This window comes from Komagataeibacter saccharivorans, from assembly GCF_004348195.1.
GTDB lineage: Bacteria > Pseudomonadota > Alphaproteobacteria > Acetobacterales > Acetobacteraceae > Komagataeibacter > Komagataeibacter saccharivorans.
In genome coordinates this window covers 1-1,995 of record NZ_CP036415.1, presented here as the reverse complement: position 1 = coordinate 1,995, position 1,995 = coordinate 1, and the positions used below count along the sequence as shown (strand labels likewise).

Sequence of the window (1,995 nt, the reverse complement as noted above, 5' to 3'; positions counted from 1 at the left end):
CTCGCGTGTGATCCCCATGCGGGCCAGTTCGGGAAGGTGCGTCGAATTGACCTGTGCTGGTCCCATGTCATAGCTGCCGTTGCGGTTGCCGCTTATGTGTCCGACCTGTCCACCTTCGGTAAGCAGGATGGCGCGGAACAGCACTTCGGGTAGACGGTAGCGACCGGCCGCGTCCGAGACGCAGGCGTCGAGACCGGGAGGAAGTTTCCCCGGCGGCGCGAACGCAGGCCGTGGCCGGCCGTCATGTGACGCATCGGGCGGCGGTTTTCGCTGTTGCGCAGCGCCACTCCATCTGAGGATCCACGCCCCGGCGGCAATGTTCATGCAGATGTCGGTTTTTATGGCGTCCGGTGAAAACCCTGCCTTTTCCAGAACGGGCAGCCAGCCGGGCTGTATACCCATCGGGCCGATGCCACCCGCATGGGGCGTGCCGCTGCTGACCTGTTCCACGATTGCCAGAGGGACGCCATAATAGCCTGAGGCTATGGTGGCGCAGGGAGGAAGTGCACTGGTACCCATGCTCAGTTAGCCATGCCGACAGTGGCATTCGCGGCGGGCTGGATCACGTCATTATTCAGGTCAAGACAGGCAGCAGAGCCACCCAGACTGCCATCATTCCCGCGTTGCAATGACCAGATGAGGCCACCATTCGGACCGATACCGGTTGGGAGCACGCGGGTCGCATTGGCAGCAGAATACTTGTCTACAGGCCACATCTCGAATGTGCTGGTCAGGGCACACATGAGATGCTCACCGAGGTCGGCATAGTACTGGTCACTGAGATAGTTTCCGGGCCCGCGATAGCCTCCAGGCGTCTGGTCCAGCACGTACCATGTGACATGCGCACTTGCCGATACGCGTCTCCATATACCGTTCAGACAGTTCAGGGTGGCGCCATTACCGCTTGCGTCCTGCGCGATCATGCCGTTCGGGGAGCAGCCACTCCCTTCAACAGATGCGCCGTTATCGGTCCCCAGTTTGACATCATCAAGGCTTGCCGAACCGGCGACGATGTCTCCGTTGGTTCCATCCCCGTGATGGAAATACGTGGCCCCCGGAGCATTGATCACCGCGTTGTAGCTGTCGCCGCAGAACTGGACGTCGCCCACCTGAAAGCCACATCCCGGGTCCTGGACATAGAATCTGGTCTTCGTCACCATCTGGTTGCCGCTTGTCATTGTATCATGGACGTAGCCGTAGCCAGATGTATCGAGGAAGCCGAGCACTGATCCCTGCGTGCCAACTGCCACGGTCCCTTCAAAGTAACCATCCCAGCTGTGCACGCCACCGAACCAGCCCTCTGGAAGACCGTTATCCGGATCATATCCGTGGGTTCCTATATTGCCCGAAAATCGGCCGCGTCCTGCCGTCAGGTCCGCATTGCTTCCGTCGGTATGCTGCATGAAGACGCCGCCCGAGGAGGGGGCACGGATCGCGGCGTTGGTGTCGTCGCCATAGACCCAGGCGTTCCCTACCTGCACGCCGCCATAGCCGCCATTGGGGTTGCCGCCTGCGAACAGGCCGCGCGTTGCGTTCACATCGTTGGCGGCATTGATGTTGTTCCCGTTCATGTCGAGTGCTGCGTTCATGGTCTGGAATTCGGGATGCCCCTGCACCTGATCGCGATAGATGTAATCGGGATTTGTAACGGGGGCGTTCGAATACTGCAGAAGTCCGACCAGATGGCCGGCGCCGGGGTTGGGTACCGATGTCAGCGGCAGGCTCCAGCTTCCGCTGGCCCCGGTGGCGGTTGATGAACTCAGGTGGCCGAACATGCCGTCATACGGGACGTATCCACCCTGCGCCCCTGTGCCCGAGGCGATGCGGACCTCGTCCGTCCCGTTGATCGTGTTGCCGCCCTGTGATTCAACCACCACGGACAGCGTTCCCGATACGGGCTGCATGAGGTAGACCGCCCAGGTCTGGCCGTATGGGTTTATGGCCGTGAAGCCGGGCAGGAGATCGCTGTCGCTGACAAGCGTAGAGAGGGGAACG

General features: G+C 61.1%; 2 protein-coding genes. Both read right to left on the bottom strand.

Translation table 11 applies throughout. The features are described from left to right. On the bottom strand, positions 1-519 hold a 519-nt coding region (locus KSAC_RS17125; protein WP_132307113.1), incomplete at its 3' end, for a lysozyme family protein. 2 nt (positions 520-521) lie between these two features. Next, on the bottom strand, positions 522-1,995 hold a 1,474-nt coding region (pilV, locus tag KSAC_RS17120), incomplete at its 5' end, for a shufflon system plasmid conjugative transfer pilus tip adhesin PilV (RefSeq protein ID WP_132307111.1).